This window comes from Paenibacillus camerounensis (genome assembly GCF_000723885.1).
In the GTDB taxonomy this organism is placed as follows: Bacteria; Bacillota; Bacilli; order Paenibacillales; family Paenibacillaceae; genus Paenibacillus_AQ; species Paenibacillus_AQ camerounensis.
In genome coordinates, this window is the sequence record NZ_CCDG010000139.1 from 1 (window position 1) to 308 (window position 308).

1 protein-coding gene is annotated in these 308 nt (G+C 50.6%); it reads left to right on the forward strand.

What is annotated here, in order from left to right; genetic code table 11:
• Nucleotides 1-308: hypothetical protein (locus BN3772_RS30360; RefSeq protein ID WP_042204521.1), on the forward strand; the 308-nt coding region annotated here is incomplete at both ends.

Consider the following 308-nt stretch of genomic DNA (forward strand, 5'->3'; position numbering starts at 1 on the left):
AGCAATTATCAATCCCACACATTTAGCCGGGCAGGGCAAAATCAAAGGCACTTTTGCCCTTCATTCGGCCCATTTAGCCGGACCGGGCATATTCAAAGGCACTTTTGCCCTTCATTCGGCACATTTAGCCGGGCAGGGCAAAATCAAAGGCACTTTTGCCCTTCATTCGCCCGATTTAGCCGGACCGGGCATATTCAAAGGCACTTTTGCCCTTCATTCGGCACATTTAGCCGGGCAGGGCAAAATCAAAGGCACTTTTGCCCTTCATTCGGCACATTTAGCCGGACCGGGCATATTCAAAGGCACTT